Source organism: Dyadobacter jiangsuensis (genome assembly GCF_003014695.1).
Taxonomy (GTDB): Bacteria; Bacteroidota; Bacteroidia; order Cytophagales; family Spirosomataceae; genus Dyadobacter; species Dyadobacter jiangsuensis.
Genome location: NZ_PYAS01000016.1, coordinates 1 through 26,744 on the forward strand (window position 1 = coordinate 1; position 26,744 = coordinate 26,744).

At 47.4% G+C, this 26,744-nt stretch carries 40 protein-coding genes; 27 read left to right on the top strand and 13 right to left on the bottom strand.

Translation table 11 applies throughout. The annotated features are described in order from the left end of the window. Nucleotides 1–80 precede the first annotated feature (80 nt). The 9 genes from CLV60_RS35050 to CLV60_RS27300 all read right to left on the bottom strand — a co-directional run bounded on the left by CLV60_RS35050 (nucleotide 81) and on the right by CLV60_RS27300 (nucleotide 3,754). Complete coding sequence (locus CLV60_RS35050; RefSeq protein ID WP_106598571.1) at nucleotides 81–227, bottom strand: ArdC-like ssDNA-binding domain-containing protein; 147 nt, start codon at nucleotides 225–227, stop codon at nucleotides 81–83. 187 nt (nucleotides 228–414) lie between these two features. Further along, a complete protein-coding gene (locus CLV60_RS35055; protein WP_106598572.1) occupies nucleotides 415–765 on the bottom strand; it encodes a DUF968 domain-containing protein in 351 nt (116 codons plus the stop codon). Nucleotides 766–806: 41 nt separating this feature from the next. Further along, nucleotides 807–1,199: a hypothetical protein gene (locus CLV60_RS27270; RefSeq protein ID WP_106598573.1), complete on the bottom strand. Its 393-nt coding sequence runs from the start codon at nucleotides 1,197–1,199 to the stop codon at nucleotides 807–809. After that, complete coding sequence (locus CLV60_RS27275) at nucleotides 1,199–1,858, bottom strand: 3'-5' exonuclease family protein (protein ID WP_106598574.1); 660 nt, start codon at nucleotides 1,856–1,858, stop codon at nucleotides 1,199–1,201. The genes CLV60_RS27270 and CLV60_RS27275 overlap by 1 nt, the downstream gene beginning before the upstream one ends. After that, entirely contained in the window at nucleotides 1,855–2,367 is a 513-nt protein-coding gene (gene ssb / locus CLV60_RS27280; RefSeq protein WP_106598575.1) for a single-stranded DNA-binding protein, read from the bottom strand. Before ssb ends, CLV60_RS27275 begins: the two co-directional genes overlap by 4 nt. A gap of 4 nt (nucleotides 2,368–2,371) precedes the next feature. Continuing rightward, a complete protein-coding gene (locus CLV60_RS27285) occupies nucleotides 2,372–2,626 on the bottom strand; it encodes a DUF2312 domain-containing protein (protein ID WP_106598576.1) in 255 nt (84 codons plus the stop codon). Then, nucleotides 2,610–3,290, bottom strand: a complete 681-nt coding sequence (locus CLV60_RS27290) for a Rad52/Rad22 family DNA repair protein (RefSeq protein WP_106598577.1) — start codon at nucleotides 3,288–3,290, stop codon at nucleotides 2,610–2,612. Before CLV60_RS27290 ends, CLV60_RS27285 begins: the two co-directional genes overlap by 17 nt. Continuing rightward, a complete protein-coding gene (locus CLV60_RS27295; protein ID WP_106598578.1) occupies nucleotides 3,291–3,497 on the bottom strand; it encodes a hypothetical protein in 207 nt (68 codons plus the stop codon). Beyond that, a complete protein-coding gene (locus tag CLV60_RS27300; protein WP_106598579.1) occupies nucleotides 3,482–3,754 on the bottom strand; it encodes a hypothetical protein in 273 nt (90 codons plus the stop codon). Before CLV60_RS27300 ends, CLV60_RS27295 begins: the two co-directional genes overlap by 16 nt. A gap of 121 nt (nucleotides 3,755–3,875) precedes the next feature. Here CLV60_RS27300 and CLV60_RS27305 point away from each other — a divergent pair, with 121 nt between their 5' ends. From CLV60_RS27305 to CLV60_RS35060, 8 genes are all read left to right on the top strand, one after another. Beyond that, nucleotides 3,876–4,217 (top strand): RusA family crossover junction endodeoxyribonuclease, encoded by a 342-nt coding sequence (locus CLV60_RS27305; RefSeq protein WP_106598580.1) that lies wholly within the window; start codon nucleotides 3,876–3,878, stop codon nucleotides 4,215–4,217. Next, nucleotides 4,214–4,405 (top strand): hypothetical protein, encoded by a 192-nt coding sequence (locus CLV60_RS27310; protein ID WP_106598581.1) that lies wholly within the window; start codon nucleotides 4,214–4,216, stop codon nucleotides 4,403–4,405. The genes CLV60_RS27305 and CLV60_RS27310 overlap by 4 nt, the downstream gene beginning before the upstream one ends. Nucleotides 4,406–4,540: 135 nt before the next feature. Continuing rightward, entirely contained in the window at nucleotides 4,541–4,924 is a 384-nt protein-coding gene (locus CLV60_RS27315; RefSeq protein ID WP_106598582.1) for a hypothetical protein, read from the top strand. Next, nucleotides 4,918–6,099, top strand: coding sequence for a DUF6575 domain-containing protein (locus CLV60_RS27320; protein ID WP_106598583.1), 1,182 nt, complete (start codon nucleotides 4,918–4,920; stop codon nucleotides 6,097–6,099). Before CLV60_RS27315 ends, CLV60_RS27320 begins: the two co-directional genes overlap by 7 nt. A 138-nt stretch (nucleotides 6,100–6,237) precedes the next feature. Then, on the top strand, nucleotides 6,238–6,621 hold the full coding sequence (locus tag CLV60_RS35205; RefSeq protein WP_106598584.1) for an LvrA C-terminal domain-related protein: 384 nt from the start codon (nucleotides 6,238–6,240) through the stop codon (nucleotides 6,619–6,621). Next, nucleotides 6,599–6,970, top strand: a complete 372-nt coding sequence (locus CLV60_RS35210; protein WP_510185977.1) for a hypothetical protein — start codon at nucleotides 6,599–6,601, stop codon at nucleotides 6,968–6,970. The genes CLV60_RS35205 and CLV60_RS35210 overlap by 23 nt, the downstream gene beginning before the upstream one ends. Then, the gene (locus tag CLV60_RS27335) at nucleotides 6,967–7,623 is read left to right on the top strand and encodes an AcrVA2 family anti-CRISPR protein (protein ID WP_106598586.1); all 657 of its coding nucleotides are present in this window, start codon (nucleotides 6,967–6,969) and stop codon (nucleotides 7,621–7,623) included. The genes CLV60_RS35210 and CLV60_RS27335 overlap by 4 nt, the downstream gene beginning before the upstream one ends. A 582-nt stretch (nucleotides 7,624–8,205) precedes the next feature. Continuing rightward, nucleotides 8,206–8,418 carry an HNH endonuclease gene (locus CLV60_RS35060; protein ID WP_106598587.1) on the top strand — a complete coding sequence of 71 codons (213 nt, stop codon included), beginning with the start codon at nucleotides 8,206–8,208 and terminating at the stop codon, nucleotides 8,416–8,418. Here the strand turns inward: CLV60_RS35060 and CLV60_RS27345 are convergent. Then, nucleotides 8,404–8,847, bottom strand: coding sequence for a hypothetical protein (locus CLV60_RS27345; protein ID WP_106598588.1), 444 nt, complete (start codon nucleotides 8,845–8,847; stop codon nucleotides 8,404–8,406). The genes CLV60_RS35060 and CLV60_RS27345 overlap by 15 nt on opposite strands. 75 nt (nucleotides 8,848–8,922) lie before the next feature. Beyond that, on the bottom strand, nucleotides 8,923–9,399 hold the full coding sequence (locus CLV60_RS27350; protein ID WP_106598589.1) for a hypothetical protein: 477 nt from the start codon (nucleotides 9,397–9,399) through the stop codon (nucleotides 8,923–8,925). A gap of 106 nt (nucleotides 9,400–9,505) precedes the next feature. Here CLV60_RS27350 and CLV60_RS27355 point away from each other — a divergent pair, with 106 nt between their 5' ends. Together CLV60_RS27355 and CLV60_RS27360 are read left to right on the top strand one after the other, a co-directional pair. After that, on the top strand, nucleotides 9,506–9,862 hold the full coding sequence (locus CLV60_RS27355; protein WP_146151600.1) for a hypothetical protein: 357 nt from the start codon (nucleotides 9,506–9,508) through the stop codon (nucleotides 9,860–9,862). Between the two features lie 234 nt (nucleotides 9,863–10,096). After that, on the top strand, nucleotides 10,097–10,615 hold the full coding sequence (locus CLV60_RS27360) for a hypothetical protein (protein ID WP_106598591.1): 519 nt from the start codon (nucleotides 10,097–10,099) through the stop codon (nucleotides 10,613–10,615). 7 nt (nucleotides 10,616–10,622) lie between these two features. Here the strand turns inward: CLV60_RS27360 and CLV60_RS27365 are convergent, their stop codons facing one another. Continuing rightward, the gene (locus CLV60_RS27365; RefSeq protein WP_106598592.1) at nucleotides 10,623–11,648 is read right to left on the bottom strand and encodes a hypothetical protein; all 1,026 of its coding nucleotides are present in this window, start codon (nucleotides 11,646–11,648) and stop codon (nucleotides 10,623–10,625) included. Nucleotides 11,649–11,755: 107 nt separating this feature from the next. Here CLV60_RS27365 and CLV60_RS27370 point away from each other — a divergent pair, with 107 nt between their 5' ends. From CLV60_RS27370 to CLV60_RS27380, 3 genes are read left to right on the top strand one after another with little or no spacing between them, the layout of a single operon-like run. After that, the gene (locus CLV60_RS27370; protein WP_211302281.1) at nucleotides 11,756–12,013 is read left to right on the top strand and encodes a hypothetical protein; all 258 of its coding nucleotides are present in this window, start codon (nucleotides 11,756–11,758) and stop codon (nucleotides 12,011–12,013) included. A 31-nt stretch (nucleotides 12,014–12,044) separates the two neighbouring features. Continuing rightward, nucleotides 12,045–12,332 carry a hypothetical protein gene (locus tag CLV60_RS27375; RefSeq protein WP_106598593.1) on the top strand — a complete coding sequence of 96 codons (288 nt, stop codon included), beginning with the start codon at nucleotides 12,045–12,047 and terminating at the stop codon, nucleotides 12,330–12,332. Beyond that, nucleotides 12,325–13,596 carry a terminase large subunit domain-containing protein gene (locus CLV60_RS27380; RefSeq protein WP_106598594.1) on the top strand — a complete coding sequence of 424 codons (1,272 nt, stop codon included), beginning with the start codon at nucleotides 12,325–12,327 and terminating at the stop codon, nucleotides 13,594–13,596. Before CLV60_RS27375 ends, CLV60_RS27380 begins: the two co-directional genes overlap by 8 nt. A gap of 78 nt (nucleotides 13,597–13,674) precedes the next feature. Here CLV60_RS27380 and CLV60_RS34355 read toward each other — a convergent pair whose 3' ends face one another. Next, entirely contained in the window at nucleotides 13,675–13,836 is a 162-nt protein-coding gene (locus CLV60_RS34355) for a hypothetical protein (protein ID WP_170118875.1), read from the bottom strand. 114 nt (nucleotides 13,837–13,950) lie between these two features. Here CLV60_RS34355 and CLV60_RS27385 point away from each other — a divergent pair, with 114 nt between their 5' ends. The 14 genes from CLV60_RS27385 (at nucleotide 13,951) to CLV60_RS27450 (ending at nucleotide 26,743) form a co-directional block, all read left to right on the top strand. Next, nucleotides 13,951–15,348, top strand: coding sequence for a DUF4055 domain-containing protein (locus CLV60_RS27385; RefSeq protein ID WP_106598595.1), 1,398 nt, complete (start codon nucleotides 13,951–13,953; stop codon nucleotides 15,346–15,348). 28 nt (nucleotides 15,349–15,376) lie between these two features. Then, nucleotides 15,377–16,396 carry a minor capsid protein gene (locus CLV60_RS27390; RefSeq protein ID WP_170118876.1) on the top strand — a complete coding sequence of 340 codons (1,020 nt, stop codon included), beginning with the start codon at nucleotides 15,377–15,379 and terminating at the stop codon, nucleotides 16,394–16,396. Nucleotides 16,397–16,426: 30 nt separating this feature from the next. Next, a complete protein-coding gene (locus CLV60_RS27395; protein WP_106598597.1) occupies nucleotides 16,427–17,053 on the top strand; it encodes a hypothetical protein in 627 nt (208 codons plus the stop codon). An 8-nt stretch (nucleotides 17,054–17,061) separates the two neighbouring features. After that, nucleotides 17,062–18,030 (top strand): major capsid protein, encoded by a 969-nt coding sequence (locus CLV60_RS27400; RefSeq protein WP_106598598.1) that lies wholly within the window; start codon nucleotides 17,062–17,064, stop codon nucleotides 18,028–18,030. A 51-nt stretch (nucleotides 18,031–18,081) separates the two neighbouring features. Next, nucleotides 18,082–18,348, top strand: a complete 267-nt coding sequence (locus CLV60_RS27405) for an E3 binding domain-containing protein (protein ID WP_106598754.1) — start codon at nucleotides 18,082–18,084, stop codon at nucleotides 18,346–18,348. 8 nt (nucleotides 18,349–18,356) lie between these two features. Beyond that, nucleotides 18,357–18,839 carry a DnaT-like ssDNA-binding protein gene (locus CLV60_RS27410; RefSeq protein WP_106598599.1) on the top strand — a complete coding sequence of 161 codons (483 nt, stop codon included), beginning with the start codon at nucleotides 18,357–18,359 and terminating at the stop codon, nucleotides 18,837–18,839. Further along, nucleotides 18,836–19,198, top strand: a complete 363-nt coding sequence (locus tag CLV60_RS27415; protein WP_106598600.1) for a hypothetical protein — start codon at nucleotides 18,836–18,838, stop codon at nucleotides 19,196–19,198. The genes CLV60_RS27410 and CLV60_RS27415 overlap by 4 nt, the downstream gene beginning before the upstream one ends. Then, nucleotides 19,195–19,629 carry a hypothetical protein gene (locus CLV60_RS27420; RefSeq protein WP_106598601.1) on the top strand — a complete coding sequence of 145 codons (435 nt, stop codon included), beginning with the start codon at nucleotides 19,195–19,197 and terminating at the stop codon, nucleotides 19,627–19,629. Before CLV60_RS27415 ends, CLV60_RS27420 begins: the two co-directional genes overlap by 4 nt. After that, complete coding sequence (locus tag CLV60_RS27425; RefSeq protein ID WP_106598602.1) at nucleotides 19,626–20,030, top strand: phage tail terminator-like protein; 405 nt, start codon at nucleotides 19,626–19,628, stop codon at nucleotides 20,028–20,030. Before CLV60_RS27420 ends, CLV60_RS27425 begins: the two co-directional genes overlap by 4 nt. 14 nt (nucleotides 20,031–20,044) lie before the next feature. Next, a complete protein-coding gene (locus tag CLV60_RS27430) occupies nucleotides 20,045–20,959 on the top strand; it encodes a phage tail tube protein (protein ID WP_146151601.1) in 915 nt (304 codons plus the stop codon). Between the two features lie 93 nt (nucleotides 20,960–21,052). Beyond that, on the top strand, nucleotides 21,053–21,529 hold the full coding sequence (locus CLV60_RS27435) for a phage-derived protein YdaY family protein (protein WP_106598604.1): 477 nt from the start codon (nucleotides 21,053–21,055) through the stop codon (nucleotides 21,527–21,529). A gap of 20 nt (nucleotides 21,530–21,549) precedes the next feature. Then, on the top strand, nucleotides 21,550–21,855 hold the full coding sequence (locus tag CLV60_RS35160; protein WP_445438694.1) for a phage tail assembly chaperone: 306 nt from the start codon (nucleotides 21,550–21,552) through the stop codon (nucleotides 21,853–21,855). Further along, nucleotides 21,852–25,064, top strand: coding sequence for a tape measure protein (locus tag CLV60_RS27445; RefSeq protein ID WP_106598606.1), 3,213 nt, complete (start codon nucleotides 21,852–21,854; stop codon nucleotides 25,062–25,064). The genes CLV60_RS35160 and CLV60_RS27445 overlap by 4 nt, the downstream gene beginning before the upstream one ends. Then, nucleotides 25,061–26,743, top strand: a complete 1,683-nt coding sequence (locus CLV60_RS27450) for a hypothetical protein (RefSeq protein WP_106598607.1) — start codon at nucleotides 25,061–25,063, stop codon at nucleotides 26,741–26,743. Before CLV60_RS27445 ends, CLV60_RS27450 begins: the two co-directional genes overlap by 4 nt. Nucleotide 26,744: the final 1 nt, after the last annotated feature.

Sequence of the window (26,744 nt, forward strand, 5' to 3'; positions counted from 1 at the left end):
TGGTCAATTTGCTCCGAAACAAGGCGGTCAATTTCAGCCGGAACAGGTGGTCAGTTTAAACCGTATTGAGGTGGTCAATTTCACCGAATTTTCCAACCTGTGGTCTTATTCTCCGGGATTCTGAATGGCGCATCCATTCCGCCAGTCCACGGCTGTCTCCAAGGAGCGGTGCCTCGTTCTAGTTGTTCAATGATTTTGAATGTGATTTGCTCATAAAGGTCGGTCAATTTTTATTCTCCGGTAGTTTTGGTAGGGGATGCCAATGGGTGGGATGTATCACGTCCCCGAAATAATCAGTATTAATAATATCTCCGCCATGAAACATAGCTATACAAATTTTTTCACCTGAATAGGACGAATCGTTACAAAGGAATGTTCCGTCCTTGGGCGCTGTTGCGATGGGCTTCCATTCACTCATATAAATCTCCTCATTATCATATCATAGGGTGTGTCGTCATCGTTGTTTAGGTAGCATTCGTAGAATTGATCTGCAATACTCATAGCGTCGGTTATCCCGTAACCAGCGAGAAAAATCGTCTCATCACCAAAATCGTGGAGTTTCCGATGGATTTGGAAATCAAGCGGTATCGAGTAGCGGTCAGGGCTTTTCAATGCTATGCCCCGTAATCCTGTATCCAGCAGGTGATGTGACTGAACCTGTCCCATCTTTCCCGTGCAAAGGCAGGGGAGGGTGCGAAGGAATTTCAGAAAACCTTCGTCACCCTGTTTGACTTTCTTTTTCTTGGCTGGCTTAGGAAATAGCAAGGAACAGTCCCCAGTGGCTTATTGAGATGTAGATTTGACCGTCAAGATCGTGGGTCATGAAACTGGTATCCGTAGTATGAGGGTGGATGGATTTTTATATTAAGAAAATCGGCAACAATTAGCGCTGCATCGATTAGTTTACCGTATTGATCATCAGAGATGTGCTTAGATGATTTAACTCTGACATATGTATTTCCATTGTGAGTGTGTTCGGTAAACCCGAGAATTGGAATTTTAATATCGTCCTTCAAATCATCCGGATCAGCTCCATTGTGCTTACAGATAATATTGATAATTACGTGTAGGTACTTTTCCTGCTGACGGGTCTTCTTTTTCTTGGTGAACGAAACACCACTGCCAATGGGCGCATCCATGAGAGCAGACATCGCGTTTTTTCTGACTTGCTCATTGGCAATGATGAATGTTTGTTCCATTATGCGGCGTAAACCATTCGTTTGTGTAGCATACGCACCTTGGTAACATCCTCGGAACAGTACTTTCCAATTTCCAGATGCTTACCATCTTGCCACATTTGATAGACCATTGATCCGTCAACTTCACCCTTTTCACCCAATCCGAAAGCTTTTAACAGCTTATCGAGTGAGCAATAGTTCTTTACATCCCATTGCGTCATGGTGTCATAAGGGTTTTTGTCCCAAGGACGACCATCAAACGGGATCGTGCCGTAAGGTTTAATACCCAAGATCATTGATCGTTTTTTAAGCATTGGTAGGTCAAACCCAACTATATTATGACCGACAAAAGTCGTAGAACCAGTATATCCGTTAATTTTCCCATTTTCTTCAAGATAGGAATAGAATTGGCTCAATATCTCAACTTCTTTATCGACGGTTTCTGCATGAAAATTCACTGGATCATTATCATCAATCGCAACACTGATACTTACAACATGGCCGTATGCTCCATCAAATGAGGTCTTCAACACCTCTCCTTCAAGAGCTTCGGCGATATATGCTTCAATCTTTTCAGGGTCTTTGTAGTTGGAAGGTGCTTTCACACCCTCCTTGATATGATCTACAATTGATGGATCTTGCGCTGGGATTGTTTCAATGTCTAAATAAACGGTCTTCATGCCACCGCTCCCAAAATCATTGTGATTGGAACAATAAGTGCGGAAACCCAAGCAAACGGAATCTCATCGTCTAAATCATTAGCGAAGCTTCCTCCAGTTGAGTAGCTGCTTCCGTTTGAAGCTTGTGCGTATTCCGTGCCATTACCAGACTGTCCGTCAGGCTTGCCATCAAGCAATACGATCTCACCGTTATATGGCTTCAGGACAACTTCGGTTGTGTATTTGTCAACACCGTTATTGTCAGTCCATTTACGGGTTTGCAACTGGCCCTCAATGTAAACCTTCGAGCCTTTCTTGACGTAGCGTTCAACGATTCCGACAAGAGCATCATTGGTAATTGCGATGTTGTGCCATTCAGTTTTGGACTTACGCTCACCTGTGGCTTTATCTTTCCAGCTTTCGGACGTCGCGATGGAGAAACTAGCAAAACGAGAACCGGATTGCGCTGTTCGGATTTCGGGATCTTTCCCGACATTGCCGACGATGATTACTTTGTTAACAGAGGACATTTACTTACTCCAATCCGATAGCTGACTTGTACATTTCAAGAATTTCTTCCTGTTCCTGACGCTTCTGGCGATCCATTTTGCGAAGCTTCACAATCTGGCGCATGATCTTTGTTTCAAAGCCAGCAGATTTTGCTTCTGCGTAAACATCTCTGATGTCATCGGCCAGACCTGCTTTTTCTTCTTCCAGTCTTTCCACGCGCTCAATTAGCTGGATTAGACGTTCTCCGGCAACGCCGCCGATATTAGTTGGTTGGGTCAATTGTATTCTCCTGTGGTGGTTGTAGTTGGTTTATTCTTTCCTTGGCAGTTTTCAGAATTTCCTGCCATGCGGCTGCATCATTTGCTTTTTCACATTCAACTTGCGCGGCAGCATTTAATTTTCTAACCGTTGCGGCGTCCTTAGCACTATTAATCTCTTTGATGATGAACGCCATGCGTTCAGCAGTGATTGGTTCCGGTTCCGGTGGGCCGGGATCAATCTTACTGCCCGGCAGGCATTTTTGAAGACGATCGTACTCGGCTTTCGGGATGGCGTAGGAATTTCCACGCTGTTCGAGATTAACCCATACTGAATCTATGTCATACAGATAACGACCAACTCCCCACTTTACAGCAGCTCGTTTGAATGCGTCCGATATGCGACCCTTCTCAGCTTCAACCGCAGTATCGCCAGCGCCGTCAGCTTTTTCAATCCACTCGCCATCAATGCGAATTGAAAGATAGCAAATGGCAGTATTCCCGTAGTATTCGTAACGATCTTTCCAGTTTTCAGGGCCAAGAACTTTGTCCAGACGTTTCATGACATCCCGAGCATCAATGTACGCGAGCGCCATGCCCTTGTCTTTGCTTTTCGTTGTTGAACCGACACGCCACGATACAAGTGATGGGTCAAACGGTGCCGAGAGATCTTCTAAAATTGACATTTACATTTTTCCTTTCAACACGTAGCGGCCATTGATATATTCGATCTTACCTTCAACAACCAGTTCATCCACGGCCACCGGGACATGTTCTGGTAGACCGCTTTTTGCCACCATCTCGTCGAGTGACATGGATGGAAAAATATGGATCAGGCGGTGTACAATACCATCTTTTGCGGCTTGCTGAGGCGTCGTCATTTCGTTCTCCATACACGGACGCCGAGAGCTTTACCCTTCTTTGCCTGACGGGTTAGGAATTGCTTTTTGGGGTGACGTCTCTGGTAAACGGCGGCATACCTCCATTCACGGACGTTTGGTACGAAGAAGCTTTCACTGACTTGAAGATCCGAAAGGGGTGAGGTTCTGACCGGCGCTTCGACCGGGGTGTATTTATCCCATGGGAATTTCTGCTCGCCGCCGGGGTGTGCATCCGGGATTGGTATCCCTTTTTCAATGCGGTATTTCATGCTGTCTCCTTTGTTGACTATTTGAACGTATCATCAACGGACGTATCAGTCAACAACAAAATGCACAAAACTGAAATTATTTTCGATTGACAGTCAGCGCTTTGTAAGATACTGTCAATGAATGATTATTATCCTGCCATTCCCGCCCAGCGTTAACTCCCTATTCGGCGGCGGGTCCAAACAGAAGCGTTTCCCATCAAAGAAATACAAGGCATGGAAAGCGGCCTGCCCACAGTTGGAAGCCGCAGGAATTTCAACGCCCGTACACATTCATTACACTTTCGCATGGCCGTGCCGCCGTAAACGGGACGGGCAATCGTACTTCAAAGCAGTGACTGATTATCTGGTGAGCCAGGGTGTAATTGCCGACGACAACTACGAAATTGTTGACAGCGAATCATGGGATCATGTAGGAGTGGACAAAACGAACCCACGTGTAGAGATCAGGATTACGAACAAATGACCACGAAAGAAATAAAATACCACGATGCACGCAGAAATGAAGTGAAGCGTAACAATACCCGCCAGCGCCGCAAGCAGCCATTCCCTAAGATATATGCCAATGAGAAGGAAGATTACGAGCTGTATGAGACTGAAGAAGAGCAAATTAACGCTTTAAGGGTGGATCTAGGGTCTAGTAGCACCTTTTGATTAGTGTCATTTGGCACTTTCCGGTTGATAAGAAATATTTTGATACAAGCTATCAAATTACTAATATCCGCCGCTTGAAGCTGTTTTCGAGTATAATAAATACAGTATCGCTTTTCTAATAAATGTAATTTTTTCATGTGGAGAGAAAATTTACCAGATCAATGCCCTCCTTTAAATGCGTGCAATATTGAAGAAACCGTTTACAGGATAACCGCCGATAGAACATTAGCTGAGGAAGATTTCATCCCAATAGCTCGTTTGAAGCCAGAGAATAAGAGGTATAAAGATTTATGCATAGCGCACGCGGTTTCCTTTTTTGATAGCTACGACAACGCCAGAGCTGCTTTTGCTAGAGCGCGAGAGAGAAATAAAATCCTTGGTAACTATATTGTGCAGTTGAGTGTCAACCATGCTCACGGTGTATCTGAGTATGAAGATGAATCGGGGCATCACAGCTTTTGGTTTTACAGGGATTTTACGATTGATCAGCTGGAAGTATTAGATTTGCAAGAATGTTAGAAGATATCGACGAAAAATATAGGCTAGAAAAGCTTTACCCATCTCTGACCGTTTTGGAGGTTTTGGACTTCATCGATTTCCCAATTCTCACCGTTGAGAGCGATGAGGGTGGCAACAAGTACCTAAGTTACTTGGTTTCCATGAGCGAGGAGGAGGAGTTGAGAGCAATACTTCAAGTTAGTTCAGATCGCCTGAATGACGTAAAATCGGGGAATCTCTCAATTCATGACGCCTTTCATAAAGCGGAAAGCAATTCTGTGTTCATCGCAACCTTTAACCTCGACAACGGGGATGACACTGCCGCATTTTTAGTGCCGTCTTACTACTTCAACAATCTGGGAATGATCAACCCAGGCTATGCTGTATCCATAAAAGTTCAGCCTGCTGTGGTTAATCCACACGAGTTAGTTGGGTTTGCGATCAGAAAAAACAAGGTTGTCCTTGATATTTATTTGCAGAGCCGAAATCTTGTTCAAAATGTCAAACCCTATGCCATTTTTAATGTCGTCACTCCCATCGTAAATATTATCAAAACCTTCCTTTCGATTGATGGCAGGAATCAAGACAAATATCTCGCTTTTTCTAATTTGCGTGCGGCTTCACTCGGGGTGACGATTGAAGTCAATGTTAGTCGAGATTTATTCCTTGAAAGAGAGACACGGGAAATTTCCCTCTTAATCAGCTTATTAAACTCCAGCACAAAAGAAGACTTGGAATACGTTATAGGCAGAACCAGATCCGATTCGCACTGGAAGAGCTTTGCCACGATTGTTAACGCTGTAATAAAAAACGATGCAACGCTGAATGCAAGCTATGCAAATCCAATAACCGGGGAGTTCCGATCAACGGTTCTCGGCGTTGAAAGGGCTGCAATTTTGAGCCAAATCTTACAAGAGCAATTTGATGTTATTGAAGACATCGAGATAATAGAGGGGTCATTTCTTGAGATTGATATTGATGCAGCTGAGCCATCCTTCAAGGTCTGGAATATGGAGGATAATTCTGTCGTGAAGGGGCGGATTAATGCTGATATAGTGGAAGTCATCAAAGGTGACCACATCAATATTGGTACCGATATTTATAGGTTTGATATAAAGGTCGTTTATACTCCACAGACGACAACTAAAAAAGAAAGCACCAAATACTTCCTCCTTTCTTATCAGACCGTACCTTGACGGACTCATTTAGGTATTGACATTCTTATCTCGTAGGATAAAGTGATGATGGGGCAGCCGGGCACGGTGTCCTGTTTCATCCTTCGCCGGATAGGACAGCCCCACTTTCCTCAGGCGAAGAAGGCGGAGAACACATGAATGTCTTTCGAGAAATTTTATTCACTCTATCCCCGACGCGTCAACAAAGCGCAGGCGCTGAAAGCCTATACCAAGGCAATCAAGCAGGGGGCAACCGATGAACAACTTATCAACGGTGCTATCGAATATCAGCAATGGTGTGACCGTAACGGCACAGCCCGAGAATATATCTGCCACCCTGCAACATGGCTTAATCAAAGCCGGTGGGAAAATGACTACCGAGCAGATGATCGAAGCAAGCAAGCCGAGGGAAACAGCAATCAGCCTAGAAAGAGCGGAATCCGCAATGCAATGGCTTCGGCAATTAAAGTCATCCAGAAAGATCGTAGCGAAACACGGCTGGAAGTCGGATATGACGGGGATGGAAACTACTTACCATTCTAGTTACACCATGCCGGAAGGGATGACGCATGAAAGCGTTGTCCGTGGCCTTATCGAGCTGATACGACCATGCTCCCCAACTGTGACAAGGTATTTTGTGGCATTGCAGGCATTCAAGCCATTTTTCGAGGCAGACGCAAAGAACCCAGATACTGACCGAAACGATATGGTTTATGAAATGCTGTATCGTGACATCAAGGATATGCCAGAAGTAGCTGTGGTTTTGGCGTTGGATGATTTACGAAAGGGTCCGGGCAAGTGGTTTCCGCTTGATGAAATCCTTCCAGCGGTATCTGAATACCGAGATATTATTTACAACGCACTAGACTTTTTTCAAGGAGATAAGGAATGATCCACGACGATTTCTTTCACCACCACAATGTCCGAAATAATGATGTTCCTGTTTTCTACCTGAATGACATTTTGGAGAATGCGAAAGACCCGACGTTTGACGAAACCGCTCAGGAATTTCTGAAAGCCGGTTTGTTGAAGCCTCCGTACCACAATTTCTACGTTTTTATCAAGATGGATGGAGCGTACTTCATCTACCACATGGATAATGGGAAGGTGCAGGAGTACCTTGTCAGCCAGAGAGGAAAGTTTCTTGACCCACGCCAAGACCGAAATGTTGAGTTCAAGGGTAACTATTTCTGGTGCCCTAATGACCATTCGCAGCAAATCTCATCTCTGATGGCAGTTGTACTGCTAATCATTTTTATGAAGTCGATGCGCAGGGAGAAAGTTGAGATTTCCCAGAGGTTGAATGATAGCCGATCCAAGAAAGGCAAATACGAATACTCTGGATATACAATTATTCGAAATCCTCCTGCCGCCAATGAAGAAAAAGGCGAGCATTGTCCAACCGGACTAAAGCGTAAACCACATTGGAGACGTGGACACGTTCGTCGGTATAAATCAGGACGTGTTACTTACATTGAGCCGGTGCTGGTAAATATGCATCTCGGAGAACTAACCCAGAAAAAGGTGTACAAAGTGGCCGCTTAGTGCTACAAAAAGAAAAAGCCCCATGGTTTCTGGCAGAAATCCACAGGGCGACTAACTGGATGCTTCAGGGACAGTTAGGTGATAGAGGTATAATAGTACCACTCACCAACAATGTCAACATCCATTAGTTTGATTTTTTGCCCAGCGTTGTCGGTTCCGTCTACTGAAAACCGTCTATCCGTGGGGGTCTTTACTTCGATGGCTATGGAATTAAGCAGCCGGACGCCAAATGACGAGATTTCCGCCCCGTTCAAATGCCCGCTTAGGCTATGGACGCATCCAGACCGCTAAACTGATGTTATCGCCAACGGATCGAGCAGCGCTCAAACAGTTGGATCAGGCGGATTGAGGCACCGGGGATCATATTGTCGTCAGCGACAAATTGATCCTAACGTCTAGTCTGGGTATACACGGAGGAAGATAGCCCCGAGAGGGAACCGTCTATTGTTCTGGTATCAGGATAATAGCGGAAAGCGGACTATTAACTGAACATAGGAGACAACCCTGAAAGAAAATTTCTACACCTCAGACGCATGGTACAAACTCCGATATCGGGCGCTGAGAACGTACGGCCCGAAATGTATGTGCTGCGGCTTAACGCCACCGAGAGCGAAAATGCACGTCGATCATATCAAGCCCAGGTCAAAGTTTCCAAGACTGGAACTGGATATAAACAATCTGCAAATACTGTGTCAGTACTGCAACATTGGTAAGTCAAACCTTTATGAGGATGACTGGCGACCATGGAACTGGCGTGAATTACTCCGAGGGTTTTGGAAGTCAATTCATGTATGAACCCCTATAAACCAGTTTCTTGCCGGAGTAATCAAATGTTACAACAGTTTCATCGCCTTCCTTTTTTATGCAGATCTCACAGCGGTCGCCGTAGCTGTCCTTTGCTTTCAGTCCACACATCGGATCGTACTGATTGCCAGATATTATGGTGTATGTGAGGGATGTACCGTTGTTAAAGTCGAGTTCCCAATTTGTGGACGTTGGATCAACGGTGAAGGTCGCGGGCTTCACCAAGTCCTTACCGAGGCATTCCGTTAGAGTGAAGCGATACACCTTACTGATGCTTTCGGACGATGGTGGTGATGACTGTGAGGCGGTGGACTTGACAGGCTCGGGTTTATCGCCACAATACTTCAATAGTTGGACGAAAATGATGACGAGTAGTATCCTGATGACCCACTTGCCAGCCGAAGAATTGCTTTCAGCCATGATGATAGAGATTTATGATAGGGGGATTTATGAAAGATTATAGTCGCAAAAACGCAGAATACGAGCCATTCGACGCTATGACAGTACAAACCACATCTCAACGAGAATCAGTACGATTACAAGGAAAATTCCAATCCCAATCTTCCATCGACGTCCAACATCCCGCCAATTCACAGGCTCCTTTTCCGACTGGAGATATGGCTCATGAATCTTCTCGATTGGAAGAACTGGTTTTACTGCGGGTGGACTTTGCTTTAAAGGTTGAGAATAGGCGACTCGCTGCTCGACTACGGGCGGCACAACGGGAGCTTCGACTGTCACGGGCGATACTCGCGGTTTCGGCAGTTCTGCAATTGGTTTCGGTTGCTCGACTACTGGGATGGGTTTAGGAAGCACTGGCTGTATTTCCTTTTCTTGGTAAACCTGTTCCATTCTCGCCTGCATTGCAGACCGATCAGGCGCTTGTTTAACCGGGATCTCAACTTCTGGATGGGACATAGCCATACGGCGCTCCATCTCCGCGTAGGCTTGTTTGCGTTGTTCTTCTGTCATGAGGTCGGGTTTGTAACTGAAAAATACAAATCCGTCGTGAGAAAATCAATTGACTCATTCAATTATCTGGGGTACGATGAATCGCATATAAATTACAACAGCCCTAATGGATTTGTCATGTAAGTCTTCATTTCCCAGCGCTTTCCGGCCAGCGACAAAAGACCGGAAACCTTTCTTTGCGAGCCGCATAAAACGTGATGGAGAGCTGCACGACTCAATGATCTCACGCTCTGTGCAGGAGTGCGGTTCACATGGACAGGTTACAGGAGATAGTCTTATGTTGCTATCGAATGGTGGAAAAACAATTACACTCAGAATACCTGAGAAGGAGCCAATGCCCGGCATGGGCATCAAGCCAGGCGTTTTTCCTGATGAAATTATAGTGAAGCAGCGCAATCATTATCTGGATGGAAAAGATTCACCTACTGAAACAGCAATCTACGTCCGAAAAGAAACGGCCTGATAGCTTACGAACCACTTCGGTTCCAACTGTACCTTTCAACTTGGCGGTGAGATAACAAGTAATAGCGACAATGCCAGAAGGACGCGGCTTCCGAAAATGCACTGGTCGCCCGGATGGTCAGGAGGTGGTTGGGTAATTATTATGCCTGTAATTGTCGCTACTCACTATCTAGTATGATTTGTGATTTTTCGCTATAATTACTAACCCGTTCATCTCCAAAATTTTATCATCAGAATGAAAATTGAAGATCAACTTCCCGTACGCGAAAAGCGCTGGTTCGAGAAATTCAAATTAGCACAAGCAGTTTGGGTAGCCATAGTGACTGGTGCGTTCAGTCTAGCTGCCGCTTATATGAATAATAACGGTAAAGGAGAGCCTGTTACCAACGTATACTTTCTTAAGATAACAAAGGTGTCTGTAGAATCGAAAGATCAGAAATTTGATTCTGTCCGAATAGCCTTAATGATAGGAGAAAATAGAATAGTTTACCCAGTTCCAGTGATTTGGGCTAAACTTACTACTCGAGAATCGTCGTCTTTTTATCCAATCTATTTACCTGCCAAAAGTGGTGCACTTAACGTAAGTCTGTTAGCGAAGGACGACAAAGGAAAAATCCACGACTTTGACAGCGGCCTAGCATGTTCAATGGGAAACTTTGACGTGAGTTCGCTTCCTGATAATCAAAGGATATCTTTGTGCTCTGGTGGAGCAACAGCAGAAGTAAGTATTGAAATTAGGGATAAACCGTTTTAGTGAACATTCACCTAGCTGAGTTGATTCGCAGTTTCAATTTTTGGAAACTTTTGTGAAAGAAGATTAAGGCAACAGCGTAGCACGCAAAGTAGCCAAGGCTCCAGTAACATTTAAGTTTTTCCGTCAAGCCGGAGGCAATTATAATCCCGATTGAAACACCGACTGGATATAGGTAGATCGAGAAAAATCCAGCGAACCGACTTAAAGGATGGCGAAAGAGAAGCATCCAGGGGAACTCCGTCAAGTCCTTATTCTCCACATCTTTAATCGTATTGATGTGGTCGATTAACATTTTAAGGTACAGCAGTAGAATGAAAGCGATAAAGGGGCCTGTGAAATACATAAATTCACCAGACACCTTCAGACCGGCCAGCTCAATTTCATTGCCACCATCTTTGCGAGTGGCATTCCCTTCTTGCTGTAGGATGACTTTTGCATCATCGAAGTTTTTGTCTTTTACAAATTCCCAAACATCCATAAGTCTTGGAAATGCAGTCTTCGGATCATTTTTATTTGGAAGTAGATTATTAGTTGCAAACCTATCCCGATAGCTATACGTCGGAACATACTTGGGGAATGTGAACCACCCATCAGACAAGCTTGGTCTTGCGAATACGGGAAAGCCTTCAAAATCAATAATCTCCGGGATTTCAGCTTGTGATATTTGCATAGCCTTGTACTTCGACAAACCGAGGTAGATGATTGTGTCCATCATAGACCATGCATCGCCCATTTCTCTTTTAAAGACACCGAGAGTTTTGTATGAATATGCTGTCTTGTCACTAAACTCAATTTTCCCATTTATTCTTTTCGCTATGAAGTCATCGTTGTTGGCTGCTAAGTCAAGCTTAATGCTTTCCATTCGGCCAGAATTCACGGAGTCCATAACGGCTTGTAAAGTTTTCAGCTCATTCAATGCTAAGTCAAAACGGTTCTCGGTTGGCTTAACAGAAATAGCGAACACACCGATGATCGTGCAGACAACGATAAGGATTTGATGTATGTTTCGAGCAGATTGTAAACTTTCATTCATATGATAAAGGGGTTTTGTGCAAAATTAAGCATTTGACCACCAGTATCAAATCAGTTACAATTAACCATCGGAGCAAGGCTCCAACCGTTTAACCCAAGGGGCGCAACGTGAGTAAATACATTGATAAGTTCAAGAATCCGTCCAACGGATACGTTGCGACAGCCACTACACCATTCTCATTCCTCCTGTGCCTGATGTTCGGGCCGCTGTATTTCCTGATGAAGGGGAATTTCAAGCACTTCCTGTTGTCAGCTCTGCTCGCGATACCCACGTGTGGGTTTTCATGGTTGATTTACGCGTTCGGCGTGTATGAAATCAATAAGACCCAATACCTGAATCGCGGATGGACGGCTGTAAAGCCTTAACCATAATCATCTAAAATAGAATGCGGTAGGAATGGCCAAGGGAAGAAAGACAGGAGGGCGGAAGGCTGGTTCAAAGAACATTATCAGCGCCGACATCCGTTATCTGGCTCAATCCTACGCCAACACCGCAATCGAAGTCCTGTTCGGACTGATGACCAATTCAAAGCAGGATGTCGTCAAAATCTCCGCCGCCCGTGAATTACTGGATCGCGCATACGGGAAGCCATCCCCAATGGAGCTACCGAAAGGAGAGGACGAAGAAGCGGTTCCTGTTCTGGTAAAAGTAGAAGTGATCGACGCCCGGAAGGTCGATGCCTAAGCTAAACCTGCCGCAAGCAAGATTTCTGGCCTTGCCTCACAAGTTCAAAGGGTTTGTCGCCGGGTTCGGTTCTGGCAAAACATGGGTTGGATGTGCAGGGCTTTGTAAGCACTCATGGGAGCATCCGCATATCAGCGCCGGATACTTCGCCCCGACGTATGGACAGATCCGGGATATTTTCTACCCGACTATCGACGAAGTAGCCTATGACTGGGGACTTACGACTAAAATACACCTGAGTAACAAGGAAGTTGACCTGTATTCAAACGGCATTTACCGGACGACAATCCTGTGCCGGTCGATGGAAAAGCCCAGCGAGATCGTGGGTTTCAAGATCGGTAAAGCGCTGATCGACGAGCTGGACGTGATGAAGACCGACAAGGCGGAACTCGCATGGCGGAAGATCATCGCCCGTATGCGTTACAATGAGCCAGGTCTGTTGAACGGGATTGACGTGACGACGACGCCCGAGGGATTCAAATTCGTTTACCAGACGTTTGTCAAGAAGCTACGGGATGTCCCGGAACTGGCTGATATGTACGGGATGGTGCAGGCCAGCACATTCGATAACGAACTGAACCTCCCTGCGGATTATATTCCTTCTTTACTGGCATCATACCCGCCACAGCTAATCAACGCTTACCTCCGTGGACAATTCGTCAACCTTGCCAGTGGCAGTGTGTACCCGGATTTCGACCGCCACCTGAATCACGCCGACGCGGTAATGCGTGACCACGAGCCGCTACACATCGGGATGGATTTCAACGTCATGAATATGGCGGCGGTTATTAACGTGATCCGCGAAGGTATGCCATTCTCAGTGAATGAGCTTACAGGTGTGAGGGATACCCCGACGATGGTGAGTATGCTGAAAGACCGATACCCAAACCGTACGATTTCCATTTACCCGGATGCCAGCGGTCAGAGCCGTAAGTCCGTAAACGCAAGTGAAAGCGACCTGTCCATTTTACGGCAGTCGGGTTTCTCTGTACAAGTGGACGGCACGAATCCCGCTGTGAAGGATCGGGTCCTGTCAGTGAATGGAATGATCCTGAATTCCACAGGGCAACGGCGATGGCTGGTGAATACCAATAACTGCCCGAGGTTGACGGAGAGTTTGGAACAGCAGGCGTATGACAAGAATGGGGAGCCGGATAAGACCAGTGGCTTCGATCACATCAACGATGCACAGGGTTATTTTCTGGCGAAGAAGTACCCGGTTATCAAGAGAACAATGTCAATGGCGAAGGTCGGAGGGCAGTGAAATTCAGAATATTATTTGGTTTGGTTCCGCACAGGCCGTGAGAGGCTGGGTCACCATGTTTTCAGAATAATCTTTGGTTTACGACAAGATTGAAATTTTTTTTATGTGGCTCTCAAAAGAGGCCAGACCGTCTGTGAAGCTTCCTGTATACCATTTGTACCCCATCCAGACGGCACCGCCAGCCCAGCCAATATTGCCCAGGTGGTCGAGTAAGGTAAGCACGTCGGATATAAAATTCATAATGATTTGATTATTCCACTGCAACCCGCATCTACGTTGATTAGTTCCTGAAACAGAATTTAATATTGCTTCCCGGCAAATATCTGGTATCCTTATCGAAACAAGGAGCCTTTCATGAATCCAGATCAAAAGCACCCCGAATACGATGAGTTTTCAAAAGTATGGAAACGATGCCGGGATGCCGCCACTGGACAGCGTGCCATTCATAAAGGCGGGGAAGAGTACCTGCCGAAGCTGGAAGGTCAATCCACCGACGAATACGATAAATACCGCTCCCGTGCGCTGTATTACAACGCCACAGGCCGAACCGTGGAGGGCATGAAAGGACTGGTATTCCGTAAGAAACCCGTTCTGGTGACGCCGGAAATGATGAAACCGTGGCTGGAAGACATCACCATGACCGGAATTTCATTCAACGGTCTGGCAAAGAAGAACCTGGAAGAAGTTATGAAAGTAGGCCGATACGGTCTGCTTGTTGACTACCCGCTTGCCCCACAACTGGTAGAAGGCGCGAGCCTGACGATCAACGACGCAGCGAAGATGGATATTCGACCATACATCGCAGGATACACAGCCGAGAACATTTTGAACTGGATACTGGAGAGAGTAGGATCAAAGACCATCCTGACCAATGTATTCTTGAATGAGCCGGTATTAAACACAGCCTACAAGAAGCAGATCCGCCAACTAACCTTGCAAAACGGTTATTATCAGCAATTTGTCTGGGCGTCCGGTGATAAGGGAAGTTGGGAGCTTATCCAGACAGTGACCCCGTTTATGAACGGAAAGGCGCTGGACTGGATACCGTTCTGGTTCAGTGCAGCCGAAGAATCCGACGGATCGGTGCAGAACCCGCCTATTGAAGACATGGTATATGTGAACATCTCCCACTACCAGAACAGCGCTGACCTCGAAAATGGCGCTCATGTGTCAGGATTACCGACTCCGTACATTACGGGCATTGATGCCTCGGATACCCCAAAGCTCGCTCTCGGTACCGGAACATCATGGCAGCTTCCGAATGTGGACAGTAAAGTCGGGTTCGTTCACGTTGGGGCTGATGGCTTTGCCACGCTCGAAAAGCTGATGGATCGTAAGGAAAACATGCTCGCGGCACTTGGTGCGCGTATGATTGCCCCGGAAAAGAAAGCAGCGGAAGCCGCAGAAACAGCCGGTATCCGTCGCGGTGGTGAGAACAGCGTTCTCGGAGACATTGCCGGAACGGTGGAAATGTCCCTGCAACAGGCTCTTGCTTTCATGGCTGAATGGGGCGGGGCGAAAGGCGATGTACGTTTTGAGATCAACAAAGACTTCCTGCCAATGCCGATGGATGCCGCTTCGCTCACAGCGTGGGTGAAGGCATGGCAATCAGGTGCAGTATCCGAAGAAACGTTCTTTGAAGCCCTGCAAGCTGGCGAGGTGGTAGGGGAAACCCTGACATTCGAAGACGAGCAGGAGCGCAAGGCCGATTCACCCCCACCACTGGGTACAATGACAAATGACACCGAATGAGGAAATTCAGGACGCATCCATTCGGCACATGGTATGGCTGGAACGGTTCAAAGCCGGAACAGTCCGGCAAATAATCGCTCTTTTGAATTCCGCAGACGCTGACCTTCGCGAGAAACTGGCCGCTAGGCTGTCATCAATCAGTGAGCGTGGGTATAAGCTTTCAGATGCCACGAAAAAGAGAATTGAGACAATGCTGGCCGAAATCACGGCCATGCGTTCTGACCTTTACAAAGTAGCAGAGGTTAAAACCGTCGAAATCCTGAAAGATTTTGCGGTACATGAGGCCGACTTCCAGCAAAGATTGATTGAAGAGGTAAGTAAATCAGCCGTTGCTGTCAGTCTTGAAAAGCCATCCCTTACGCAATTGAAGGCTGTTGTGACATCCCGGCCATTCGAAGGCAATCTGTTGAAGCATTGGTTTTCGAGTTTAAACGCTGCCGAGCGTAAAAGACTGAATGACGCGGTAAAGATCGGCATATCGGAAGGCGAAACCACCGATGAAATCATTCGCAGGGTGATAGGAACACGCTCCCTGAATTACCGTGATGGCGTTTTGGAGATCGGGCGCCGACAGGCCGCTTCACTGATAAACACAGCAATCGCCAGCACAGCCACACACGCAAGCGAAGAACTTTACGCCGCCAACGAGGATATAATCAAAGGCGTGCAGTGGGTTTCTACTCTGGATAGTCGTACATCCGCACCATGCCGGGCGAATGATGGTAAGATATTCCCAATCGGTGAGGGGCCGCGACCACCAATCCATTTCAACTGCCGATCAAAGACGGTTCCATTCCTGGGTGAAACATCCATCAAGGGTACACGAGCTAGTGTGTTTGGTCCGGTTCCTTCCGATATGACGTACGGTGCATGGTTGAAGAAACAATCTATATCTGTTCAAAATGAAGTCCTTGGTGTGAAAGCTGCAAAGCTGTTTCGCAATGGTCTTCCGATTGAGAGGTTTGTTGACAAACAAGGCAGATCATATACACTTGACGAGCTGAAACAGCGTGACGCTGAGATTTGGCAAAAAACATTCGGACGGTAAGGCCGTCTAATTTGAACCCAAGGGGCTAAAATGACTATCACCGAAGAAGATCTGAAAAAAGCTGTTGACGAAGCCGTTGACAAGGCTACGAAGGGATTGAAGGAAAAGAATGCTGAATTGCTCGGCAAGCTGAAAGAAGAAAAGGAAACCAGAGAGGCTTCCGAAGAAGCAAAGCGCATCGCCGAAGAAGAAGCCGCCAACAAATCCGGCGACATTGAGAAAATCAAACAGCAGCTCGAGGCGAAGCATAAACGCGAACTTGACACCGCTTCCGACAAGGCAACAAAGGCCGAAGCTCGCTTAAATCAGGTATTGATTGATAATGGTTTGACAGACGCGTTAATTAAGGCTAAAATAGCCCCACAGTTCCTTGAAATGGCGAAAGACCATATCAAAGCACGACACACACCAGAGATCGGTGAGGTTGATGGGGCTGTAACTGCACTCATTGGTGGTAAGGCCATCGGTGAGTTTATTACCGAATGGTCGCAAGGCGACTCAGGTAAACACTTCATTGCTGCTCCGACCAACGGTGGTGGCGGGTCCAATGGATCAAACAGTCAGGGCAAAGCGCAGACTGCAACCGCGAATATGGGTGGTACTCGTGAGGAACGAACCGCAGCAATCGCACAAAAATTTCAACTCTCTGACAAATAGGATCATCCATGTCACTCTCTCAAATGCAAGTCTTCAATGAATACATTATGCCAGCGACAATCGAAACACTGGCTCAAATGGTCAACAAATTCAACTCCGCTTCACGTGGCGCTATCCGTCTGACAACAGAAGGCTTTACAGGTGATTTCTTGCAGGAATCATTCTTCGCAAGCATTCACTCAGCTCAACGCCGTGTTGACCGCTATGCTGCTCAGGCGTCCGCAACACCAACAGACCTGACACAGTTGAAAAACAGTTCCGTCAAGGTTGCTGGTGGTTTCGGTCCGATTCGTTTTGAGCCGGGTCAATTGACATGGTTGCAAAAACCAACTGCCGAAGGCATTGAAGTTGCTTCCCGTAACTTTGCCGAAGCTCTGATGTCCGATCAACTGAACACAGCAATCGCCGCTTTATGCGCCGCTATCGGTAACCAAGCTGCTGCCACAAACGACGTATCCGCAACACTCGGCCTGACATACGGAGCCATTAACGACGCTCACGCGAAGTTCGGCGATCATTCCGGTTCAATCGTTGCTGACGTGATGACTGGTCAGGTTTACCACAAGTTCATCGGCCAGAACCTTGCAAACGCCACACAGCTATTCCAGGCAGGCAACGTAACAGTTGTTGACATTCTGGGTAAAGCGGTGATCGTAACAGACGCTCCGGCTCTGTACGTTACGGGCACACCGAACAAGCAGAAGGTTTTGGGCTTGGTTGAGAGCGCCGCTATCGTTCATGACGGTGGTGACGTGATCTCCAACATCGAAACAACAAACGGACAAACTCGTATCGAAACAACCATGCAGGTAGACTACACATTCGGTCTGGGCCTGAAGGGTTACACATGGGACGAGGCCAATGGCGGTAAATCCCCGACTGATGCTGAACTCGCTACAGGTTCCAACTGGGACAAAACAGCGACAAGTATCAAGCACACCGCTGGCGTTATCGCTATCGGCGACGCTTCTAAATAATTGATGGGGCGGTGTAACAGCCGCCCTTCTTCCAACCCAAGAGGATAGACCATGTCTGAAAAAATCATCTACGAACCACACCCAGTTACCCCGGAACGCAAGAAAGAGCTGCGTGAAAAGGGCTATAAGATCATTGATGCTCAGTTTGATCCAAACCGAAAAGAAGAAGCTCCGATGAACCCGGTAAAGGCTTCCGATGCTGCCATTAAACATGCACAAGCAAATGGCGTGAATATCGAGGAAGTTGTAGGCACAGGCCAAAACGGTGCAATTACCAAAACTGACGTTGATAACCACATTGCAGCGTTGAGCAAATAGGATATTAAATGACACTTACGGTCGAAGATGGAAGCATTGTAGAGGGAGCCAACTCACTCGTTGATTTGGATTTCGCGAACAGCTACCACTCCGACCGTAATAATACCGGCTGGACAGGCACCGATGCTGTAAAACAAGCTGCCCTGATCCGCGCCACTGATTATCTGCAAGAAAAATATTCATGGAAAGGTTGCTTGGTTGAAGCAGACCAGCCTCTGAACTGGCCGCGATCCGGCATCCAGAATGTCGCCAATAACATTATTCCAAACGCTGTCAAGCAAGCTGTATGTGTGTTGGCACTGGAAGCCCTGACAGCCACATTAAATCCGTCCATATCCCCAAACGGACAAACGAAATTCAAAAAGGTCGATGTGATCGAGGTTGAATACTTCGCATCCCCCTTTACCAGCACGAAGCGCCCTGCTGTTGATGGCCTATTGCGCCCATACCTTTCCGGCAACGGCATTAACGTACCAACGGTGCGCGTATGAGCTTTTACGGTGAAATGGCTGAACTGGCGAAAGAGCAGATTGAGGAATTCGGTCGGTCTGTCATTTTGCGCCGCAACAATCAGGGGGATTACGATCCTGCGACTGATTCGTTTTCCGGTGGGAGTTCTGCCGATGTGTCTGTTATCGCCCTGTTTACCAAGTTTGAACAGAACGAGATTGACGGCACGATCATCCTGCGAGATGACAAGAAAGTCCTAATTGCCGCTTCTTCACTGGCGTCCCCACCACAGCACAATGATATTCTGGTGGACGGTGACTACGAATACAAAGTCCTGCCGCTTGACATTATCCGCCCAGGCGACACACCGCTCATTTATAAGTTGCAGGTCAGAAAATGACCGTTGATGAGCAAATCAAAGCCGCATACAAGAAAAAGGTCGAAGGCTCCTTAGAAAAGGCTGTTCGGATCTACGCATTGCAGGCTTACACAAATATCGTTATCAGTACTCCTGTTGGTAATCCTGACCTCTGGAAATCCGATCCACCGCCCGGCTATGTTGGCGGACGCGCTCGTGCGAACTGGAATATCGACATTAACACCGTTGATTTATCTGTCACTGAAAGCACTGATGCCCCAGATACCGTTCAGGCGATCAACGTGACGGCCAAATACAAGGTCAAGGACACGATCTACATCTCAAACAACCTTCCGTACATCCAGCGATTGAATGAAGGCTGGTCTTCGCAAGCCCCTGAAAACTTCGTTGATAAAGGGCTTATGCTGGCTTCTCGTCAAGCCAAGCAGATCATTGCGAGGGAATTGAAATGAGCTATGAATCCGCAGTAGCCGCCATTCGTAATGCATTTAAGATCGCATGGGGCGCAACCACCAAAGTCGCATACGATGACGTGAAGTTTGATATTCCGAACAGTGAAACGTGGGTGCGCTTGAAAATTGCTCATGTCGATGGCTATCAGGCCAGCATCGGATCACCGAGCAGCAACAAGTTTCGCCGCGAAGGATTAATCACCGCGCAGATTTTTCAGCCGCAGGGTAACGCCAGCAAGGACGCCCGAAAAAAGGCTGATTTAATCATTCCCATCTTTCAAGGAAAGCAAATTTCTGGTATAACCTTCTATGACGTTCAGGCGCGAGAAATCGGTAATGACGGCGCAGGGTGGCATCAGATCAACGTGCTATCCAAATTCTATTATGACGTTATCGCTTAACCAAGGAGCCATCCATGACTGATTCTTCACAAACCCGCTTGGGCTATGTCGCCGAAGCAACATACGGTGTCACACCTACAACGCCTGTCTTCAAAAAACTGCGCATGACTGGTGAAAGCCTTTCCCCGGCTATTCAGTACGTTTCCAGCAACGAGATTCGCCCGGATCGTAACGTCGCGGATATGACTCGTGTCGGTCAGGAAGCTGGTGGCGACATCAACTTTGAGCTTTCCTATGGGACATTCGATGACTTCCTTGAAAGCTTGATGTACAGCACGTGGGCAACAAACGTCCTGAAAAACGGCGTAACTCGTAAATCATTCACACTGGAAAAAACCTTTGCTGCAACTGCAAACCAATTCCACCGCTATCCGGGAGCTGTTGTAAACAGCCTTTCGCTGAATATGCGTGCAAAGGAGATCGTTACCGGCTCGTTTAATATGATGTGCCAGACAACGACTTCTGCTCAGGCAATTATCGCAGGCGCGACCTACACCGATCCAAACGCAAACCCTGTCATCAACGCCGCCAATAACTTCGCAGCTTTGTCAATCACAGGCGGCGGTACAGTTCAGTTGATGTCCCTATCATTGAACATCACAAACAACCTGGAACAACAGGCCGTTATGGGTCAGGTTGCGAGCAAAGGCATCCGTGCGGGTCAATTCGTTGTTACTGGTGAGATGGAAGCATATTTCGATAGCCAAGAATTGTTCGAACTGTTCCTCGCCGATACTGCGGCAGACCTGACATTCTCTCTGGGTGGCGTATCCACAGCGAAATACACATTCTTCATTCCAAAGCTGAAACTGACAGCAAACAACATCGCTGCCGATGGCAACAACCAAGACGTTATGCAGAAGATCAGCTTCCAAGCCTATTTCGATGCGACACAAGCCGCTCAAATGAGAATTACGCGCACACCGTAAACCGAATGCCTACCCGAGGGCTAATTGAATACTTGCAAGTTAGGGGGCGGTCTGTTCGGGCAGGCCGCTTCCGTCCAACCCGAAGGATCACACATGTCCAAGCCTAAAACCCCAGCATCTCCAAAAGTTGCCAAAGATCTGTTGTCGTCATTCCTCGAGACTTTGCATCAAGGTTTTGAGACTGATACAAACCTCGAAACTTCCGCAGGCGTCGCATTCGACTATGGCCGTTACGGTACATTCATTTTGCGCCGAGCAGTTCACCGCAACCATGCGTATGTGAAAGCTATGAAGGAGAAGGTTCTGCCTTATCTAGAGGCACGCGGAGAAGTTGCAGAAGGCGAAGAAGACCAAAGAGCCAATCAGTTGATGGCCGAAATTTACACTGATACAGTTATCGTCGGTCTGAAAACCGCTGACGGCGTGAGCATTCCATACAATGACGACGCAAAAGAGGGTCTGGTCAGGTTGTTTTTAGCTGCGCCGGATCTGTTCACCAAAATCCAATCTGACGCTTCTGACGCTGCAAACTTCCGCAAGAAAAGAACAGAGGCCGAAGCAAAAAACTAATTGAAGTCCTTGCCTGGGAACTGGAGTGGGGCGATAAGGTTGAATGGCTTCAAGGTTTACAGCACAGCGGTAAAAAAGTTGATGCATTAGACCGTCGCCCTAAACTTCTTCCCGGCTTGGACTTTTACTTGATTGCATACCACGAACTGAGGTATGATAAACCAATTGGAATGAGCGTAGGCCCGATACCTTGGTCTTCCATTGACAGATGGGCAATACGAAACGGAGTGAATGACATTGAAGATTTCACAGTTTTGGAAAGCCATATCAGGTCATTGGAGAACGCCGCTTATCAATTTGAAGAGAAGCGCAAGGGGTCGAAATGACTGACGTAAATATCGTTGTAGGGATTACCGGAGACACCTCTGGCGGTCGCGTTATCAAAAAATCCCTCGACGATATTAGTGCTTCCAGTAAGGGTGCTGTCGCTTCCACAAAGCAGCTCGAAAACCAAGTAAGAGCTACGACCTCCGCTACAAACAGTCTTAAATCGGCACTTTCTGCGATGGGTGTGGCTTTAGGTTTGGTGCAGAGCGTTAAATCTGCTGACCAATTTACGGTCATGGAAGCAAGGCTCAAGAGCGTAGCCAGAAGCACACAAGAAGCAACCCGGATGATGGGTGAGCTGCGTCGAATCTCAAATGCGACAGGGAGTGAAATGGCGACCAGCCTTTCTATTCTCCAACGTCTTTCATTTGTTCGTGAAGAGATCAAAGCCACTAATAATGATATGATTGTTTTCACCGAGACTGTTACAAAGCTTGGTGTGACGTCAGGAGCACTTCCAGAAGCAATGAAGGCGGGTCTTACCCAGTTGGGTCAGGCGCTTTCCAGCCAATACACACGCGCAGAAGAATTCAACTCGATCATGGAGAATATTCCGGCGGTCGGCAAAGCGATTGCAGATGAACTGGGCGTGACCACCGGACAGATGCGCCAATTGGTTGTTGAGGGCAAATTACTTTCCAGTGATGTTTTCGCCGCAGTTTTGAACCAGACCGAGAAAGTCCGTTCGGAGTTTGAGCAGTTTCCCAAAACTGCCGAACAGGGCGGAAAACAGATGGTCAATAGCTTCGAGCAGGTCATTGCACAAGCCAACAAAGCAACCGGAGCAACCAATGCTATCGGTTTGGCTTTAAGGTCAGTTGGTGTTGGGGCAAAAATGATTTATAACGGCCTCGCCACGACATTCGATTATCTGGCTGCAAGTGTTCAGGAAGCCGTAAACCTGATGCTTACCGGTATCAACAAAGCCATTCAGGCGATTAACTGGGCAAAAAGCAACGCCCCAGCATGGATGGGCGTAGACCGTTCGCAAATTGATCTGTTTAAAACTTCCGACATTGGCGGTGCGTTCTCAGCAGCCAACGCAGCACGTAAAGAGCGTGAAGACGCTTTGTTCGGTGATGAATTCAGTTCGGCAATTACAACTGAAAAACGCGCTATTTCTCAGGAATACGCCAAAATCGCCGGTGAGATTGCTAAAAAGGGTAAAGAGAACAAGGAAGCCCTGAAAGCACAGAAAGAAATCCAGCAGCAGCTCACCGATGCAATCAAGGATTCCCGTTCCGAGACTGAAAAGCTCCACGACGAAATCGAAGCGATGGAGAAGTTAAAACCATTCGCCAAGACAACTGAGCAGAGCATGGCGATTGCAAAGAACATTCAAAACGCCCGTGAGGAACTGGACAAACTGCGCGTTGAAGCTGAGTTGAACAGTCCGGTGGGTAAGGCGTTCCAATCCCTTGCAAGCGAGATTGATGACGGTTTCAAGGATGCTTTCAAATCTGCCTTCACGGAAAGCGATGGTGGTTTCAAGGCTCTTTTGAACGGCTGGAAGAACACATTTAAAAACTTCCTTGCTGATCTTGCATATCAGGCGTTTGCCCGTCCGATTGTCATTTCATTGGTTGGGGCAGTTGGTGGAGCGTTTGGTTTATCATCCGGTGCGATTGCGGCAGCTTCAAGCACTGGTGGGACAGTCGGAACGACAGTCGGGAGTTCTGGTTTTCTTGGTAACCTTGGAAGCCTTTACAGCGGTGGTAAAGCGTTGTTTGGTAATTCGCTGGGTTCCTCTGGTATCAGTGGAGCGATTAACACATTCGGCTCAAAATTCGGCTTTGCGAATGTCGGTTCAAACTTTATGGGGCCGCTTCTGCCCGGACAAACCGCGGGCTTAACGCTTTCGTCTGCATTGGGCTATGGCTCAATTGGTGGGCTAGGAGCGTCCCTGCTCGGCCTTGGCAATAAGAATATGTTTGTGAACGCTGGTGCATCTACACTCGGCTCATTAGCCGGTGGATTGCTGGGTGGTCCGATTGGTGCCGGATTGGGCGGGTTTGTCGGATCTGCTCTTGGCGGGCTGTTTGGCGGTGGAAAACCGTCTGATAAAGCACAAGGCGGTACACTGGACTTCGCCTCAGGCGCATTGTCTACCAACGGCCAGACCGGTAAGAAATTCAGCCAGGAGAACGCGAATTACCGCGATGCGATATTCAGCACAATGTCGAGCGTTATTGCGACGATTAAACAGTACGGCGGTGCGGTCAATGGCTCTGCCAATATCGTTGTGGGTAGCCGAGATGGTTTGCGGTACAACGGTCAAAACTTCGGAAATAACTCCCAAGCGTTCACTGACAAGATATTCACCGACCTTCAAAACAGCATTACAGGGCTGGATGAAACATTTAGTCAAATCTTAGGGAAGGTTGGCACTCAGAACGCTTCTGCGCTTTCTGACGCCTTTGCGTTCGGTCAGTCTTATAAAGACGCGATTAATCCGAACCTTGCCGCCGACCAACTTGCTACTGCGATCAAAACCGTCAATGACAACATGCAAAAGTTGCTGGAAACTGCAACCAATCTCGGATTGCCTATTGAGGAGTACACAAAAGCGCTTGAGAAGCAGCGAGATGCTGCCGTGGGAGCGTTGAAAGCTCAGGCCGCAGGATTTGCGAGCTTGGAGGACATGACCAAGACATTCAAGGCATTCCTTGATGGACAGTCGTTGAGCAACAATTCTTCACTGACCCCATTGGAGAAGCTTGGACTTGCACAACGCAATTTTGATGATCTTCTGAAAACCGCCCAGGGTGGCGATTTGACCGTCACAAGTGATCTTTTGGGCGCTGCTGCCACGCTTGTTGAGCTTGGACGTGGCATTTATGCATCATCTGTGAGTTTTGTTGCATTGGAAAGCTTTGTACGTTCCAGTGTTAGTGAGATTGCGAGAGCCGCAGGCGTTCCCGGGTACGCGAAGGGTACAAACTCCGCTTCACCCGGGTTGGCGATGGTGGGTGAGCAAGGCCGTGAATTAGTTCGTATGAACGGCGGTGAGCAGGTTTACACCGCAGGGCAAACGGCAGGAATAATGGCGTTGTCCGGTAATGTTTCCGGTGATATTGTCCGTGGAAACCAGCAGGTAGCGGCACTAATGCAGGAAAACACAGAGGAAGCCCGTGCAAGCCGTAAGGAAACCGTAAAGATGCGTAAGGTAATGGAGCGACTACTGAACTACATGAAAGTAGCTGCATGACCGAATACCTGAATTTCTTTGGTGATCTAGCCATCAGCCAACTGGCGGATGATCTCGACCATTCCACGCCAGATCCATTTGTAACGCTTCAACAAAATCCGGATGCCCAGCTTGTTTATCTGATTGAGGCTTATCCTTATGACCTCACACAGGAGAGCTCATTTAGCGGAGAGCCGCCGTATGGGACGCTGCCAATCAGCCAGTATGGTTTTAATTACTATGGAGGTGTGACGCTTATCTGCCTTTCTGATGCGGGATTTGTTACCAAGCCCACAGACACACTCGCAAATAAATACTTCATCGGACAGGTCAATAACGCCTTCCAGTTCGATGTCTCAGTGCTTTCAAATGATGAATTCGGGAATAGCAACCAGTCTTATGGTTCAATCGTGATCCAGAATGGCAATGGTGATCTTGATAGACTGGTAGATTATTACTGGTCATCTCGAAGGGTGGTTGTAAAGGCTGGGGCAAAGTGGTTTCGTTATCAGGATTTTGCAACAATCTTCGATGGCGCAATTGACGATTTTGACGGGGATGACGACCAATTCACCCTGACGATTAAGGATAACCGTTCAAAAACCGATCAACAGATTGTTTCAGGCATTTACGGCGGAACGGGCGGGATTGATGGTGGTTCTGACATTGCCAACACTTATAAACCGCTTGCCTATGGTGTCTGCAAGAACGTCGAGCCTGTTCTGGTAGATTCGGTCAACCTCATCTACCAATTTCACGACGGTTCAGCACTCGCAGTTGATGCGTGCCGTGATCGAGGTGTTGCGCTAACAAACGGTGGAGATGTTGCGGACATTACGGCGGCTTCAGTATCTCCCGGCCAGTTCAAAACGCAGCTATCAGGCGGATTTGTAAAGCTTGGATCGACCCCGGCAGGACGAATTACCCTTGATGTTCAGGGTGAAAATTCCGGGGGGTACGTTTCAAAGACAGGCGACATCATCGAAAGAATTGTTACAACACGCCTCGGACTTAATCCGATTGAGCCTGAATACATCGACGGTGGCTCTTTGAATAAGCTTGATACCGTTTTGGCCGGAGATGTCGGGATCTACATCAATCGGAATTTAACCGCCAGTGATGCAATCAATGACCTCATTTCAGGGGTAGGGGCTTATTGGACTTTTACCCGGCAAGGGCTGTTGTTTGCTGGTACGGTTTCACCACCAACGCTTGAAACGACAACAATTTCCATTGATGACATTGATGAACAGGGAATTAAATTAGACCGTGTGACTAAACCCGCCTGGCGTGTTTCTGTCGCTTACGCCCCTGCGTGGACGGTTCAGGACGAAAGCGAGCTTGCATCGGCAACCACCGATGACATACGTTCCTTTGTCTCGAATGAATACCGATTCGTTACAAATGAAGATCGCGGTGTCCGAGGTAAGAGCAGAGAGATGGTGGAAAAGATTTTCTACACGAACATTGCTGACGAAGCCAATGCACAGATACTTCTTGATCGTCTTGTGTCCGTTTACAGCGAGCCGAGACAGGTTTTCCAACTGACGGTTTACCGTGAGCTATTCAAATTATACATTGGCGATCAGGTGAAACTGATATACAATCGGTTCAACCTTGATAACGGAAAGGTCTTTATGGTTTCCGGCATATCCGAGGACGCTGAAACTGGCGCAACTGTATTTGAATTGTGGGGGTAAG